Source organism: Psychrobacter sp. UBA6739, assembly GCF_002453835.1.
Classification (GTDB): Bacteria; Pseudomonadota; Gammaproteobacteria; order Pseudomonadales; family Moraxellaceae; genus Psychrobacter; species Psychrobacter immobilis_A.
On the sequence record NZ_DKHR01000060.1, the window covers coordinates 6,028 to 21,567 of the forward strand.

The 15,540-nt window shown below is 44.1% G+C and carries 11 protein-coding genes; 10 read left to right on the forward strand and 1 reads right to left on the reverse strand.

Features of this window, described 5'->3' with window-relative positions:
- The 3 genes from nhaC to B2575_RS12930 all read left to right on the forward strand — a co-directional run bounded on the left by nhaC (position 1) and on the right by B2575_RS12930 (position 3,633).
- Positions 1-1,500 (forward strand): Na+/H+ antiporter NhaC, encoded by a 1,500-nt coding sequence (gene nhaC, locus B2575_RS12920; RefSeq protein WP_296242527.1) that lies wholly within the window; start codon positions 1-3, stop codon positions 1,498-1,500.
- Between the two features lie 17 nt (positions 1,501-1,517).
- Positions 1,518-2,804 (forward strand): NAD(P)/FAD-dependent oxidoreductase, encoded by a 1,287-nt coding sequence (locus B2575_RS12925; RefSeq protein WP_296242529.1) that lies wholly within the window; start codon positions 1,518-1,520, stop codon positions 2,802-2,804.
- A gap of 373 nt (positions 2,805-3,177) precedes the next feature.
- Positions 3,178-3,633 carry a hypothetical protein gene (locus tag B2575_RS12930; RefSeq protein WP_296242531.1) on the forward strand — a complete coding sequence of 152 codons (456 nt, stop codon included), beginning with the start codon at positions 3,178-3,180 and terminating at the stop codon, positions 3,631-3,633.
- A 143-nt stretch (positions 3,634-3,776) separates the two neighbouring features.
- On the opposite strand, the gene B2575_RS12935 is transcribed toward B2575_RS12930, so the two are convergent.
- Positions 3,777-4,415, reverse strand: a complete 639-nt coding sequence (locus tag B2575_RS12935) for a TetR/AcrR family transcriptional regulator (RefSeq protein WP_296242532.1) — start codon at positions 4,413-4,415, stop codon at positions 3,777-3,779.
- 317 nt (positions 4,416-4,732) lie between these two features.
- Here B2575_RS12935 and B2575_RS12940 point away from each other — a divergent pair, with 317 nt between their 5' ends.
- From B2575_RS12940 to B2575_RS12970, 7 genes are all read left to right on the forward strand, one after another.
- Positions 4,733-5,884, forward strand: a complete 1,152-nt coding sequence (locus B2575_RS12940) for an acyl-CoA dehydrogenase family protein (RefSeq protein WP_296242534.1) — start codon at positions 4,733-4,735, stop codon at positions 5,882-5,884.
- A gap of 109 nt (positions 5,885-5,993) precedes the next feature.
- Positions 5,994-7,202: an acetyl-CoA C-acetyltransferase gene (locus B2575_RS12945; protein ID WP_296242535.1), complete on the forward strand. Its 1,209-nt coding sequence runs from the start codon at positions 5,994-5,996 to the stop codon at positions 7,200-7,202.
- Between the two features lie 85 nt (positions 7,203-7,287).
- On the forward strand, positions 7,288-9,459 hold the full coding sequence (locus tag B2575_RS12950; protein ID WP_296242536.1) for a 3-hydroxyacyl-CoA dehydrogenase NAD-binding domain-containing protein: 2,172 nt from the start codon (positions 7,288-7,290) through the stop codon (positions 9,457-9,459).
- 64 nt (positions 9,460-9,523) lie between these two features.
- Complete coding sequence (locus tag B2575_RS12955) at positions 9,524-10,591, forward strand: CaiB/BaiF CoA transferase family protein (RefSeq protein WP_296242568.1); 1,068 nt, start codon at positions 9,524-9,526, stop codon at positions 10,589-10,591.
- Between the two features lie 71 nt (positions 10,592-10,662).
- Complete coding sequence (locus tag B2575_RS12960; protein ID WP_296242538.1) at positions 10,663-12,348, forward strand: AMP-binding protein; 1,686 nt, start codon at positions 10,663-10,665, stop codon at positions 12,346-12,348.
- Between the two features lie 443 nt (positions 12,349-12,791).
- Positions 12,792-13,706, forward strand: a complete 915-nt coding sequence (locus tag B2575_RS12965; RefSeq protein WP_201502240.1) for an ABC transporter ATP-binding protein — start codon at positions 12,792-12,794, stop codon at positions 13,704-13,706.
- Between the two features lie 64 nt (positions 13,707-13,770).
- Positions 13,771-15,465: an iron ABC transporter permease gene (locus B2575_RS12970; RefSeq protein WP_296242539.1), complete on the forward strand. Its 1,695-nt coding sequence runs from the start codon at positions 13,771-13,773 to the stop codon at positions 15,463-15,465.
- Positions 15,466-15,540 lie beyond the last annotated feature (75 nt).

Below are 15,540 nucleotides of genomic sequence, written 5' to 3' on the forward strand. Positions count from 1 at the left end.
ATGACAGCAGTATCCACTACTAAGGAAGGTAGGTATCTTATGATGGATGATAAACCTTATGACGAAGCTAAAGATGGCTACGGTCCGTCTTCTAGTTTTTTATTAGATATTGCACCTCTGGTGTTGACTGCCATTATTCTAATGGTGCAGTTTTTTGTATTCAAAGATTTTACCCCTCACATACCCTTAGCTTGCGGTATTTTAATCACCGGCTTGTTTATGAAGCTGCGTGGCCGTGACTGGGATGGCATGGAACAACGCTTTTTAAAGGTTGTCAAAATTGGTCTGCCGGCCATGATTATCTTGATGGGCGTTGGTATGCTCATCGGTGCTTGGATTATCGCTGGTACGGTTCCCACGATTTTATACTACGGTTTTAGCGTTTTTTCTCCCTCATCATTTCTAGTCTCTGTCTGTCTAATTTGCGCCATTATTTCTGTTGCAACCGGTACCTCTTGGGGCACGGTTGGTACGGTCGGTCTTGCCATGATGGGTATTGGGCTAGGCTTGGGCATCCCGCCGTCACTAACGGGCGGCGCCATTGTTTCTGGTGCTTTTTTTGGTGACAAGATGTCTCCTTTATCTGATACCACCAACTTAACCCCAGCAGCGGCTGGTGTTGATCTTTGGGAGCACATCCGCGGTATGTTGCCAACCACGGTACCTGCCATGGTAACTGCATTGATTATCTATGCTTGGATTGGTATGGGTTACGGCGCAGAAAATGTCGATTTAACCTCAATTAAAGAAATTCAAACCTCACTAGCGGCCAATTATAACTTGAGCATCATTACGTTATTACCTGCTGTTGTCGTTGTCATTGCAGCGGTGATGAAAATGCCTGCTATTCCAACGGTATTGTCTGGTGTGGTGGTCGCAGGATTGGTCGCGTTTTTTATGCAAGGCGTGGGTGTGCATGACATTTTTACGGTCCTACAAAATGGCTTTGTCAGTGAAACGGGCTTTGCTGTCGTGGATCAACTGCTGTCTAAAGGCGGCATTATGTCGATGACATGGGTTGTGACCTTGACCATCTTTGCTTTAGCATTCGTCGGCTCAATTGAGCATTACGGTACGCTAAAAGCCATCATGGCAAAAATTAATAAAATGGTGAAATCGAGATTTGGTTTAGTAATGACCACTTATGCCAGCACGCTTGGTGTTGGTACGCTCATCGGTGACGTCTATACCACACTGGTGTTGCCAGGTCGTTTATTAAAAGACAAATATCAAGAAATGGGCTACAAACGCACGACACTCACACGCTCTATTGAAGATACCGGAACCCTGTTATCTCCGCTTATTCCTTGGAACATGGGTGGTAGTTTCGTCGCGGCAACATTAGGTATTGCGACACTCACTTATGCACCATTCGCCTTTGCCTGTTGGTTATCGCCGCTATTTGGTTTGTTATGGGTGTTCTTAGACAAATTTATCCCCCGTGAAGAACCTATTGTTAATAACGACACAAACACGCTCTCCACTGTAGACAACGTGTAATTTAGAAGGAGTATGAGATGTTGCAAGAGCAATGTTTGTGGAATATGACCGCACCTATTATTGATACTTATAGTCAGATGAATAGCGATACTGAAGCGACTATTTGTATCATAGGCGCCGGTTATACAGGGTTGTCGGCGGCGATTCATTTAGCAGAAAAAGGCGTCAAAGTTATCCTTTTAGAGAGCCAAACGATAGGCAGTGGCGGCTCTGGTAAAAGCGTAGGGCTAGTCAATGCAGGTACTTGGGCGCGCCCTGATGATTTGAATATTAGGCTAGGTGAAGTAGCAGGTGAACGCTTGACAGACGCCCTTGGGCAAGCGCCAAGCTTAGTATTCGACTTAATCAAACGTTATAATATAGACGCCCAAGCCACTCAAGCCGGTAATATCCACATGGCACATAACGCCAAAGGTGAAGCAGATGTCGATATCAGATATGAGCAGCTTAGCCGCCGCGGTGCGAATGTTGAAGTGCTAACTGGTAGCAAATGCCATGAATATTGCGGTACCAAAAGTATCAATAAGGCACTGCTTGATCATCGTGCAGGTACTATCAATCCGCTGGCTTATGTCAGAGGACTCGCAAAAGTAGCAACCAGTCTTGGTGTCACTATTTATGAGCATTCCGCTGTTGAAGCCTTAGAAAAGGTGGATGGCTATTGGTATGCAAGGACTTCCAAAGCGCGCGTGAAATCTGAGCGCGTCATTATTGCAACCAACGCTTATACCGAAGGCGAGTGGACAGAAATTAAAAAGACATTTTATCTGGTTTATTATTATCAGATTGCATCTGAGCCGCTCAGCGGAGAGGCTGCGGATCGTATTTTGCCGTACAGAACAGGCGCATGGGACACCCGCTTAGCTTTATCTAGCTTTCGCCGTGATGACGATGATCGCCTATTATTGGGAACGGTTGGTGGTACACAGCTTAAACCAAAATCCTTTTACCAATCATGGGCCAATGCGGTGCAAAAAAGCTATTATCCAGATTTGCCAGCATTTAAGTGGCAGTATGAGTGGACTGGTAGTTTTGGCTTCACGCAAGATCATATTTTTCGAGTCATGGAGCCCGCTGAGGGTTTGCTGACCGCAACGGCCTATAACGGTCGCGGCATTACCACAGGCACACTAATGGGTAAGTGCTTTGCCGATTATATAATGACCGGTAATAGAGACAGTATTCCCTTACCATTTAAGACCTTAGAAGAGGCGAAAGTCTCTTTTGGTGGGATGAAATCTGGCTTTACTGAGTTGGGGCTGACTTTATATCATGCAGGTCAATGTCTAAAAATAATTAGATAGCTTTGTTGAGTTATCGTCTGATTTTTTCTACCGTTTTTAAATATAAAGGTATTCAGACTTTGACGGCGATAGAGAGACCGTAACAATCGTGTGATTACCAAAGCGTATTAATATCAGTATTTATTTTCTATTATCTGATATGCTATCATCTTTAAGTCATTATCGTGGGTTTAACAGTTTTGTCATCGCCAGCCATTATCGTTATAAATGGTGGCGTACAAACCTTGCAACTTCCAGCACGATATAAAATAATTCTGGTAAAGCGCATGAGCCTGTACTCCGACATCCTCATTTGTGCCTGATTTTATTTGCCTATTTGGGCGTATTTCAACCTTTTTCGTCGGAGTTACAGGAGTCTAAGGTGTTCAATATCATGAGCCACATTGCTAACCAATCCAAACATACCCGTCATTACCACCCACGTCATCTTCTCGCCCAGTATGCGATCAATCAGATAGCGACACTTGAGCTGCGTTCGCAAGATATTGTTAAAGCCATGGGTTATCCTATCAAGCATACTATCCCTGCTTGTGAGCGCCTGCGTCATGTATTATCGAATAAATACCTTGGGCTTGATGGTAGCTATATGGATAAATATTTTACCGCTGATGAATTTTTAGCCGCGCTATTTGCTGTGCTGGATATCCCTCATACGCCGTTTGCAGAAGACATTGCCCAGATCAAAGATGCTGCTGTGCACGCTCAGCATGATAATAAAAATTCATCCTATGGCAGTGTGAGCAATGGCTATCAACAGATGAGTGAACAAGATTATGAAATGGTTGATAGAGTAGAAGAATATAAGCTAAAAAAATCTAAGGAATGTTAATTTCTAAGCATTAGTTTTTAAGCATTAAGTAAAGCCTCACTGCAAAGTGAGGCTTTTTTCGTTGTGATCTTTAATAATGAAATTGAAAATTTGACTGGTATGAATTTTCATAATATCGTACAAGTTATTTTATATCGAACTGATTATATGTCAGGCTTGGATATGGCTCGCCATAAAATCACGAATAACGCATCAAACTCTGCATTAATGGGCGTGTCAGTCTGGCGAATGATATGCATCAAGCCAAGACGACTGATAAAACCCATAAACACATCAAAAAGTATATAAAGGGGCACGGTGTCATTTAGTACTCCGCGGTTTTGACCATCTTCTAATACATTCAAAAATGCGCCAATCAGCTCTTTATTTTCATAAATTGCAATATAACGTATACGTGATGCCGATACCGAAGACAGTACCATCACGGCATCAGGATGCGAATCTACAAAGTCAAAACAAACCCATAATGTCTTGCGCAGCCGATCTTGCACGCTATCGATGCCTTGCAAATGATCCATGATACGCGCCGCCAACCTGCCCAATACAATATCCATAATGGTATAGAACAGCGTTTGCTTATCACCAAAGTATTTATACAGCGTCTGTAGTGAGACATTGGCAGACTTTGCAATCTGCGCCATGGTCACCTCATTAGAGTCAAAACCTGCAAACACTTTACGAACGGCTTTTTCAATTTTTTCTAAAGTAGCAGGGCGCATATCGGATAAGGGTGCCAAAGCTCGGGCTGTATTCATACTAGATGTCTGATTGGTAGATTGCATGCTTGATGATTCCTGTGCGGTGAGAATTTTTAGACTGTGCTACAGCGTCTTATTTATCGGCTTGATAAGCTAGAGTTGAAATAGGTAATATAAATTACTATTGTTTGTTAATAGGTTGCGCATTGTCTTTTACTGTCCTAGTATAAGTCTTGCATGATATTAAATATAAAGAATACTGAGATTGTATATAACGGTAATTAAAATTACCATAAATAATATGTTTACACTCAATAGTATTTTATATTAGGGCGTGTCCTCGTTTGAATTGAGGACACACCCTAGCCATTATCAACTTCCCATCGTCAAGGACAGACAATATGAGTATTGAAAAATTCACCCCGAACTGGATGACCGAAGAGCACCAGATGGTGCATGACAGCGCGCTTAAAATGTTTCAATCGTGGGAGCCAAAGGATGAGCAGTGGCGTAAAAACGGCATGATTGACCGCGCTGCGTGGGAAGAGGCTGGCGCCATGGGTTTTTTATGCGCTTCGATACCAGAAGAGTACGGCGGCGGCGGTGGCGACTTTGGTCATGAAGCGGCACTTCTTTATGCGCAAGCGGAGGCCAATCAGGCTGGATTCGGCGGCATGGTACATTCAGGTATTGTCGCGCCTTATATCTTGAGTCATGGTACGGAAGCGCAGAAGAAAGAATGGCTACCTAAGATGGCGACCGGTGAGTATGTAGCTGCGATTGCTATGACCGAACCGGGTACTGGCTCAGATTTGCAGAACATCAAAACCTATGCGGTAAAAGACGGTAATGATTACGTTATCAATGGCTCAAAGACCTTTATTACCAATGGTCAGCATGCCAACCTGATTTTGCTCGCCTGCAAAACCGATCGTGAAAAAGGTGCGCAAGGCGTTTCGCTTATCGTGGTAGAAACGGACAAGGTAGAAGGGTTCGAGCGTGGTCGTAATCTTGATAAGATTGGTCTGACCTCACAAGATACGTCAGAGCTATTTTTTAGCAATGTCCGTGTGCCGCAAACGAATCTATTGGGCACTGTCGAAGGCATGGGTTTTATTCAAATGATGCAAGAGCTGCCACGCGAGCGTCTAATTATTGCTTTAACGGGCGTTGGTGCGATGAAGCTGGCGATTAATTTGACCCTAGAGTATGTCAAAGGTCGGGAAGCGTTTGGCAAACCGATTTGGAAATTTCAAAATACACGCTTTAAAATGGCAGAATGCTACGCCGATTATCTCGCTGCCAGCACGATGTGTGATGCCGCTGTCGATGCCATGTTAGAAGGCAAATTGACGGTACCGCAGGCGTCTTTGATTAAATATTGGGTGACCCAAAAGCAGTGTGACGTGATCGACGAATGCGTTCAGCTGTTTGGCGGTTATGGCTACATGACAGAATACCCGATTGCTCGTTTGTACGCTGATGCGCGAGTACAAAAAATCTACGGCGGCACCAATGAAATCATGAAAGAGCTGGCGTCACGCTTTATGTAAATGGCTGATGTAATGGTCTATTTTAATTGTTGGTTCTAGTTCTTGATTCTAACATGGCGATTATATTGCCATTATTGTTATTTATTATAAAAAATAAAAAGGGATTTTTATGACTGAGACTGCTTACATTTATGATGCTATCCGTACCCCGCGTGGTAAAGGCAAAAAGGATGGCTCCTTGTATCAGGCGTCACCAATTTGGCTTGCCCGTACCTTGTTAAAGGAAATGCAACAGCGCCACCATTTGGATACCAGTTTGGTCGATGATGTGGTGCTCGGTTGCGTCACGCCCGTTGGTGAGCAGGGTTCTGATATCGCCCGTATAGCCGTTATTGATGCTGGCTGGGCGCAAAGTGTCGCGGGTGTCACTTTATCTCGGTTTTGTGCCTCAGGTCTGGAGTCTATCAATTTAGCTGCCGCCAAAATCATGTCAGGTATGGAGGACATGGTAATCGCAGGCGGCGTAGAGTCGATGAGCCGCGTACCGATGGGATCTGATGGCGGTGCATGGTATATGGATCCACGGGTTAATGAAGCGACGCATTTTGTTCCGCAAGGCGTTGGCGCGGATACCATAGCGACGCTAAAAGGCTTTAGCCGCACCGATGTCGACGAGTTTGCTACCGAGTCACATCGCCGCGCCGCGCATGCTTGGGAGCAGGGCTATTATGATAAATCGGTCGTTCCCGTCACGGATATCAATGGCATGACGTTATTGGATAAAGACGAAACCATCCGCCCCAATACCAATATCGAAACCTTAGCTGGTCTCAATCCCTCTTTTATTATGCCGGGTAAGATGGGCTTTGATAGCGTTATCTTGGACAGATATACCACCATTGAAAAAGTGAATCACGTGCATCATGCGGGCAATTCATCAGGCATTGTCGATGGTGCGGCAATTTGCTTAGTCGGTAGTGCAGCTGCTGGCAAAAAAGCAGGTCTAAAACCACGTGCCAAAATCACCATGGCCTCAGTCATTGGCTCAGAGCCTGCCATTATGCTGACAGGGCCAACGCCTGCCTGCCAAAAAGTGCTCAAAAAAGCAGGTATGCAAGCTTCAGATATAGACTTATGGGAAATCAATGAAGCCTTTGCTGCCGTTCCGCTGAATACTGCCGATGACTTCGGACTCTCGCTTGATATCGTCAACGTCAATGGCGGCGCTATCGCGATGGGTCATCCCCTTGGCGCTACGGGCGCGATGCTCATGACGACTGTGCTTGACGAGTTAGAACGTCGCGATCTAAAAACCGCGATGATCACGTTGTGTGTGGGCGGCGGTATGGGTATTGCCACTATCATTGAGCGCGTATAGTGCTGATGGTGTTAATAGATTTTAGTGATTGTCATTAGTTTCTAGTGACTGATATCGACATAGAACAATATAAAAAGGACTTAATATGAGCATAAACAGCGTAGACGCCATTAATGCATTGAACCACTTTTCTGCCGAATCTGATAATGGCATTATCACCGTTACGATTGACCAAAGTAGTCGCAAAATGAATGTCATCGGCGACGGTTTCACTGATGCTTTTGCAGTGATGACCGATAGCTTTATTAACGATGCGTCTGCCAAAGGTTTGATTTTAACCTCTGGCAAAGAGACCTTTGTCGTCGGTGCCGATATTGACCAATTGGCTGATATTGAAACTGCTGAACAAGCCTTTGAGCTGGTCGAAGAGCTGAAAGCTAGCTTACGCAAGCTAGAAACCTCAGGTAAACCTGTCGTCGCTGCTATGACTGGAACTGCACTTGGCGGTGGTTTGGAGTTGGCATTGGCCTGTCATTATCGTATCGCGATTGATTCGCCTAAGACTAAATTGGGTTTACCTGAAGTCAAATTGGGCTTGCTGCCGGGCGGCGGAGGTACTCAGCGTTTACCGCGATTGGTTGGTATTCAATCAGCTTTAGAGCTGATGACCCAAGGTAAAGAGCTGCGTCCAACTGCTGCTAAAGACATGGGTCTAATTAATGCCGTTGCCACTGACAAAGCAGATATGCTCAAGCAGGCAAAAGACTGGATCAAAGCTAATCCCGATGCCCAGCAGCCATGGGATAGAAAGGGCTTTAAAATTCCCGGCGGTGATAGTAAACATCCTAGTATTGTACCGATATTTTCTATTGCACCAGCCATGGCCAATCAAAAGTCACACGGCAATTATCCAGCCATTACTCACATCATGTCTTGTGTGTTCGAGGGCTGCTTAGTGGATATCGATACGGGACTTGAGCTTGAGTCGCGTTATTTCGCCGCTTGTGTGCTGTCTGCTGAATCTAGAAATATGATCAACACGCTATGGACGCAGCTGAATAGTATTAAAAAAGGTCAATCTCGTCCAAATGGCTTTGAGCGCTATAAAACTAAAAAGGTTGGTGTTTTAGGTGCAGGCATGATGGGTGCGGGTATTGCTTATGTCACCGCAAAGGCGGGGATCAACGTTGTATTACTCGACACTGACATAGTAGGCGCTGAAAAAGGCAAAGCGTATTCTGCCACCATTTTGGACAAAGCCATTAGCCGTAAACGCTCCACGGAAGAGAAAAAGCAAGCGTTACTCAATCGCATCAAGCCAACAGTGTTTTATGAGGATTTGGCAGACTGTGACCTTATCATTGAAGCGGTGTTTGAAAATCGTGAGATTAAAGCCAAGTGTACTCAGCAATCTGAGGCGGTGATTCCTAACACGGCTGTCTATGCATCTAATACGTCGACACTTCCTATCACTGGATTGGCAAAAGCCAGCACCCGTCCCAATCAATTTATCGGGCTGCATTTCTTCTCGCCAGTCGATAAGATGCCGTTGGTTGAAATTATCATGGGTGAGCAAACGGATGACGCCACTTTAGCAAAAGCGTTTGATTATGTGCTACAGATCGGTAAAACACCTATCGTCGTTAATGACAGTCGGGGTTTTTATACCTCACGAGTATTTGGTACTTATGTGTCAGAAGGGGTGGCGATGTTAGGCGAGGGCGTCCATCCGCGCGGCATCGAAGTTGCTGGCATGAAAACGGGCATGCCCATGCCGCCACTGGCATTGCAAGATGAGGTGTCATTAAGTTTGGCGTTGCATGTGAGCGAACAGCAGCAGCTAGATATGGAGGCTGAAGGTAAAACCATTGCTGTGCGTCCTTCGTACGAGATACTCAAAACGCTGGTCAAAGAACACAATCGCGAGGGCAAAAAGAATGGTAAAGGCTTTTATGAGTATGCCAATAATGGCGACAAATACTTGTGGCCTGAGCTGATGGATTTATACCCAGCAAAAGCCGCGCAGCCTTCTCAGCAAGATTTAATCGATCGTTTGATGTTTATCCAAGCCAATGAATCTGCTAAATGTTATCAAGAAAATGTCGTGCGCTCTGTCGCTGATACCAATATCGGCTCCATTTTTGGTTGGGGCTTTGCGCCACATCAAGGCGGTACGCTACAGTTTATTAATGCGATGGGGTTAGAGGCGTTCATCACGCGTAGCCGTGAACTTGCGGCTCAATACGGTGAGCGTTTTGAGCCAGCGCAGATTGTGCTAGACATGGCAGATAAAGGTGAGGTGTTTTCTGATGACTGAGCTGATGGTTAATTCTACGATTCATTCTATGCTTGATTCTGTGACTAATACGAGCACTGGTTCAATGATAGATTTAGTGGCAGATTGCTTACAAGGGCTGCGCGTCGTTGATTTGACTCGTAATTTACCGGGACCTTTTGCCACACGTTTGCTTGCAGATTTGGGCGCAGAAATCATTAAGATTGAACCCAAAAATGGTGATCCTGCCAGAGCCTTTGGTGAATTATTTAAAGCACTAAATCATGGCAAAACTACTGAAAGTCATGATTTCCGTGATCCTCAAGGTATTGCTGCTATCAAAGCGCACCTCAAAGATGCTGATGTTATGTTGGACAGCTTTCGCCCCGGCGTCCTAAAAGGCATGGGACTAGATGCCAAAACGCTGCATGCGATTAATCCAAAGCTAGTCATGGTATCGATTACTGGTTATGGTTTGGCATCTAGCGATTCGAAAATTGAGATTAATCATGACTGGGCTGATAAAGCCGGTCATGATATTAACTTTATGGCGATGAGCGGTGTTTTAGACCAATTAAAGACGGCGAGTGGTGAGCAGGCAATGCCTAACGTTCAATTTGCGGATTTGGCAGGCGGCAGTGATACCGCTGTGATTGCACTGCTTGCTGCCGTATTCGCCGCCCAGCGGACGGGCAAAGGTCGTCATGTTGCCGTTAGTATGACGCACAGCTTGTATCAGCATATGGTCATGCCAAAGGCAACGGGAACACTGGTGAAAAGTTTCTCAGGGCAACAACCAGAACCGCAGCATGATTTTTTGGGTGGGTTATTGCCTTGCTATCGTTTATACAAAACCTCAGATGCACGCTATATGGCCATTGGCTCGCTAGAGCTGAAATTCTGGCAAGGATTGTGTGAGGCGTTAGCGTTGCCAGAGCTCAAAAATAGCCATTGGCAACGTGGTGTTATGCCAAACACCTCTGAAAGCCAAGTGGCGGCTAAGGCGGTAAGCGATAAATTTGCCAGTCAAACGCTTGAGCATTGGCAACAAGTTTTTGCACTCGTTGATGTATGCGTGACTCCTGTGCTTAGTCTAAATGAAGCAAAGGCGCATCCCTTATTTGCCCATCAAGATGAGTATGATGCAACGTCAGGATGGCAGCAGGTTCAATAGTTATGTTTTTTATGAGAAATGCTTCAAAGCCATTGAGTTTTTCATAAGTTGATTACCAAGGAAGGTAAGTTATGGATCAGTTTTGGACGCAGCATTATCCTAAAGGGATACATGCACAGATAGTGCCGCCACATAATACATTGATTGACATGTTTGATGACAAATTAACGGAATATGCCAGCCATGAATTTATCACCAACATGGGTGTTACTTATTCTTATGGGCAAGTGGATAGCCTGTCATTAGCTATTGCGGCTTGGATTCAAAGTCTGGGTCTAGCAAAGGGTTCGGTCATAGGCATCATGATGCCCAATGTCAACCAGTACCTGCCTATTGTCATAGGGGCAATTCGCGCTGGTATGGTCACAACGCTCATCAATCCGCTGTATAGTCCTCGTGAATTGAGACATCAATTGGCTGACTCAGATACTGCTGTATTATTTATATTAGAACCATTTTGCAAAACGTTAGAGAAAATCATCAAAGACACGCCTGTCAAAACCGTGGTCATCAGCAAGATTGGCGATATGTTAGGAGTAGTAAAAGGTGCGTTTGTTAATATCGCTGCCAAATATGTCAAAAAAGCCATTCCCCGTTATCAGTTGAAATCCAATTCTCATTATACCGTGACTCGCTATAAAGCTGTTTTAAAACGCGCCAAAAAATTAAGCTATTCTCGTCCTACCATTCAAGCGGACGACTTATTAATGCTGCAATATACTGGCGGTACGACAGGCGTTGCCAAAGGTATTTTGATTACCAATCAAAATGTTGTGACCGCCACTTATCAGTTTGTCGAATGGTTCAAGCCAGTCTATGACGCCATGTCTGATAGTACTCAAATAAATACCATTGTCGCTTTACCGCTGTATCATATTTATGCGTTTATCTGCTCAATAGTCGGGTTGAGTGTGGGTCAGCATCTCACACTGGTTACCAATCCACGCGATATTGAAGGGTTTATCAAGATATTGCGCAAGCGTTCTTTTCATCTATTGCCTGGTGTTAATACTTTGTTCCAAGCCCTGCTGATGAACCCCAAATTTAAGGATCTGGATTTTTCTGCATGCAAATTAACTGTAGTTGGTGGTATGGCAGCGACCCCTGAAACTGCTAAGCGCTGGCGTGAAGTCACAGGTCTGCCTATCCTCGAAGGCTGGGGTATGTCTGAGACGCTAGGCGTGGGTACCGCCAATCCATTTAATGGCACTGAATATAGTGGCAACGTGGGGTTGCCTCTGCCTAGTGTCGATATCAGTATCCGTGATGATGATGAAAATATTCTCGCCATAAATGAAGTTGGTGAGATGTGCATCAAAGGTGACAATGTCATTACTCATTATCATAATATTGACAATACGACGTTTTTTACTGCTGATGGTTACTTAAAGACAGGTGATATTGCATCTATGAACGAGCAGGGTGCTATTAAGATATATGACCGTAAAAAAGACATGATTATCGTCAGTGGTTTCAACGTTTATCCTAACGAAGTAGAAAACATCATTGAGGAGCACCCTAAGGTTGCCGAATGTTCAGTGGTGGGTATCGATGATGAGTTGCAGGGTCAGTCGGTCAAAGCCTACGTTGTAAAAGCTGATGACAGCTTAAATGAAGATGATATTAAAGCGCTGTGCCAAGCAAATCTAGCCGCCTATAAATGCCCGCGCCATATCGAATTCATAGACGAGTTACCCAAATCAACTGTCGGAAAAATACTGCGTCACAAGCTGAGAAAATTGGCTCATGAAGCGTAACGACTACTCAACAGACTCTCATCAATAACATCTACGTTTAACGCATTTTGTCTGTCATCTATTGGCAGGCTTTCTGTTTTTAGAAGGCCTCATTTAATGGTATTAAATGAGGTCTTCTATTTTGGAAAATGCTCATGGGATTGTTTTCGATACTTTATCTAGGGCGTGTCCTCATTTTAAAAATGGTGATAAAAATGAGATAAATTGCCGTCAAACAAGGAAGCTAGCACCGTTAATATCGAGATATTGATATGCTATTTGACGATGTTTAACAAAATTTAGCCATGTTTAGCCCATTTAGAGAGTAATTGATTGAATTGAGGACACGCCCTAACGTTGTTTGATGTCATCGTATTGTCATGGCTCTTTAACCAAAATGTCACAACTACTGGCTACACTGCTGACCTAGGCAATACAAATAATAAATGATCAGGTTGGTTGATATGTTAGAGCTTAGAGGTGTGACGAAAAAGTATGAGAATAAAGTTATCTTTGAAGATATTTCCCTCAAAATTAATAAGGGCGAAATTGTCTCAATCTTAGGGCCTTCTGGCTGTGGTAAAACGACTTTATTGCATATTATCTTAGGTTTGACAGGTATCAATGGCGGTCGTCTTGCTTATAACGGCGAAGACATTACACGAGTGCCGATGAAAAAAAGAGGCTTTAATATTGTCTTTCAAGACTATGCACTGTTTCCCAATCTAAATGTCAAACAAAACATCGAATACGGTCTACGCAATAATCCCCATATTAGCACGCAAGCAGAAGTCGATGAACTGGTCGACTTACTCGATATCGAAGCCCACCTAAATAAACGTATCAGCCAATTGTCTGGTGGTCAAAAGCAACGCGTGGCACTCGCACGCACTTTGGTGATGAAGCCTAAAATTCTGTTATTAGATGAGCCTTTATCTGCGCTAGATGGTGTCATCAAAGAAACCATCAAAGCGCGTATTCGTGAGATTTCCGTTCGCTATCAGTTGACGACTTTAATAGTCACTCATGATCCAGAAGAAGCCATGACGTTATCTGATCGTATTTTACTGCTCTCAGACGGCAAAGTGGCACAGTTCGCGACACCAACGGAAATCATTCGCAACCCAGCCAATGATTTTGTCAAAAACTTCATTCTCAATCAGCTCAATATTAAGCGTCGCAATATCTTAAGTTTATTCGCGGATGATGGGGCAACTATCGACCCTTTAAGCAAATATACCCAGCGCCAACATTACGGTCAGGATGACAGTGTGGTGACTCATCGTTATGACGATATCGATGGTATGGACACTACCGACGATCTTAACGTTATTAAAGACAGTCATCAGCAAAAACGAAAAGATGCCACCATCAATTAATACTGATTAAAAATAAAAATGCCGTGAATGACCGTATTTGACCATTTGATCGTCTTGGATATTTATGAAATTGAGCAATTCACCCCTCGTAAAAGCAATTTGGCTATTCGTTGCTGTTTTATTCGTCATGTTTATGTTTGTGCCATTAGTCAAGCTGCTGGCACTGTCTTTGAATGTCGGTGATGCATTAGGGCTAGAAAACTACACCAGTATTTTGAGCAGTGATGGCTTTTTGCAGACCATGCAAAACAGCTTTTTTGTGGCGGCGATGAGTGCGCTTAGCGCGACGTTTTTGGGCTTTATTTTGGCTTATACCGTGCATTGGAGCAATTTGCCCAAAGGTTTTAAACAATTTATTAAGCTGGCGGCATTATTTCCTATGTTGTTGCCAACCGTAACCTATGGCTTTGCCATTATTTATACCTTTGGCAAACAAGGCTTGCTGACTCAGATTCTTGGCTTTCAGCTGTTTGAGGACATATATGGCTTTTATGGCATGTGGCTTGGTTATACCATTTATACCTTGCCCATTGCTTTTTTATTATTGAACAATACGTTCCAATATTTGGACAAAAAGTTTGTCGTTGTATCAGAGTTGATGGGAGACTCTCCTTATCGCCAGTTTGACATGACTGTGGTGCGCCCTCTAATCGGCACCTTTGCAGCAGCGATGATTCAATGTTTCTTTTTAGCCTTTACAGACTTTGGTATTCCAGCGTCGATTGGGGGGCAATATAGCGTCATCGCCACTGAGCTTTATACCCAAATCTTAGGCGCGTCACCGTCATTCGAAAAGGGGGCAGTGGTTGCGTTATTTATGCTGGTGCCATCCATCCTAAGCATCGCCATACTATGGTACGTGGCACGCTTCAATGTGCGCTATGACTCAGTTGAAATGATTGATCTGCCCACCTCAAAAATCAAAGACCGTGTTTTGGCGGTGTTATCGAGTGTGATTTTAGCCTCACTGTTACTGGTATTCGCCGTGATATTCATCATCCCATGGATTAAATCATGGCCTTATCAGATGGTCTTCACCACCGAGATTGTCAGCGAGGCTTTAGAGTCTGCCAATCTGATGCGGGTCTATAAAAACTCATTACTTGTGGCGGTATTAACGGCGGTGTTTGGCACCTTGATTACGTATTTTTCAGCCTTGCTATACGAGCGCTCAAGCCTGTTTAAACTGGGAAAATTCAGTATTGAAAGCTCAGCATTGGTGACCAATACGGTGCCTGGAATGGTCGTTGGTATTGCCTATTTGATGGTGTTTTCGGGGTCGGCGGTCGCCAATACTATTTTTATCATCGTGATTAGCAACATCATTCATTACTTTGCCACGCCTTATTTGATGAGTAAAAACGCACTGTCTAAAATGAATTTGGGCTGGGAGACGACGGCTGGTCTGTTGGGTGACTCATGGTTTGCATCGTTACGCCGCATCGTCGTGCCCAATTCGTTTTTTACGCTGATTGAAGTCGCTTCATTCTATTTTATCAGTGCCATGGTGACGATTAGCGCGGTTATCTTTATTTCAGGTGCCAAAACCATGGTACTCACCACCAAGATAGTCGAGCTACAGCACTTTGCGCGCTTCGATGAGATTTTTATCTTGTCGCTGATGATATTGCTGACCAATATTGGCGCACTGATGTTGTTTGCTATTGTCCGTCATATTTATAGCAAACGGCTCTCTGGTAGAGCGGCAATAAAAACCAAGAAAAAACCTAAGTCAATGGTGATATCAACGTCTTCTTAGTCTTACTCATCGGTCAAGCGCATTGATAAGATTTATTTTCGTTTTATATTTTAAGCAACAACTTTTTCATTATTA